1 protein-coding gene is annotated in these 953 nt (G+C 37.5%); it reads right to left on the minus strand.

The features are described 5' to 3' along the window. Nucleotides 1–6: 6 nt before the first annotated feature. Nucleotides 7–953 (minus strand): reverse transcriptase family protein (locus DD606_RS25650; RefSeq protein ID WP_139158408.1); only part of this gene is annotated, 947 nt, incomplete at its 5' end.

Below are 953 nucleotides of genomic sequence, written 5' to 3' on the forward strand. Positions count from 1 at the left end.
TAATTGTTAACCACTAGAGTCACAGGACACAACAAATGGTTTGCCCATCTCAGGAACTTTTAAAACATAATTTTCCGCTATTTTAGCCTTCAAGGTCTCAAAAGCAGTCTCACAGCTAGAAGTCCACACAAAACCCTTGTCTTTCTTGGTCAATTCGGTCAAAAGACTTGCTATCTTAGAGAAATCTTTAATGTGTGCTCTCTCATATTGTGCTAGACCCATAAAGCTTCTTACAACTCTTACTAACATAGTCTTAACTTTATCAAGATCAATGTGAATCCCCTCTTTAGAAATCACTCTTCCCAAATACACAATCTGATCCTTTGCAAAAGAATACTTACTTGCTTTGGCATACAATTTATGTTCACGCAAAACCTCAAATGTTTTCTTTAAGTGCAATGCATGATCTTCTTCATTCTTAGAATACACAAAAATATCATCCAAGAATACCAAAATGAAGTCATCAAGATACGGGTGAAAAATATTATTCATTAAGCACATGAAAGTTGCTGGTGCATTAGTCAAACCAAAAGCAAGAATTGTAAATTCAAAATGCCCATAACGTGTACTAAAGGCAGTCTTTGGAATGTCCTCGACCTTAATGCGGATTTGATGGTAGCCAGAACGAAGATCAACCTTTGAAAATATTGTGGCACCACTCAAATGGCTAAGCAATTCATCTATGTGAGGAAGATGATATTTGTTCTTCATGGTCTGTTTGTTTAATCTCCTGTAGTCAATGCATAACCTATATGTACCATCCTTTTTCTTTTGGAATAGCACAGGACTACCCCAAGGAGATACACTAGGTTTAATGAAACCCTTTTTCAAGAGATCATCGAGTTGTATCTTGAGCTCTTTAAGCTCATCAATGTTGAACCTGTATGGAGCCCTTGAATAAGGTGTTGCTCCTGGATATAGATCTATGGCGTGGTCTACCGCTCTAGGCGGAG

Source organism: Enterobacter cloacae complex sp. GF14B (genome assembly GCF_004136805.1).
GTDB lineage: Bacteria > Pseudomonadota > Gammaproteobacteria > Enterobacterales > Enterobacteriaceae > Enterobacter > Enterobacter hormaechei_C.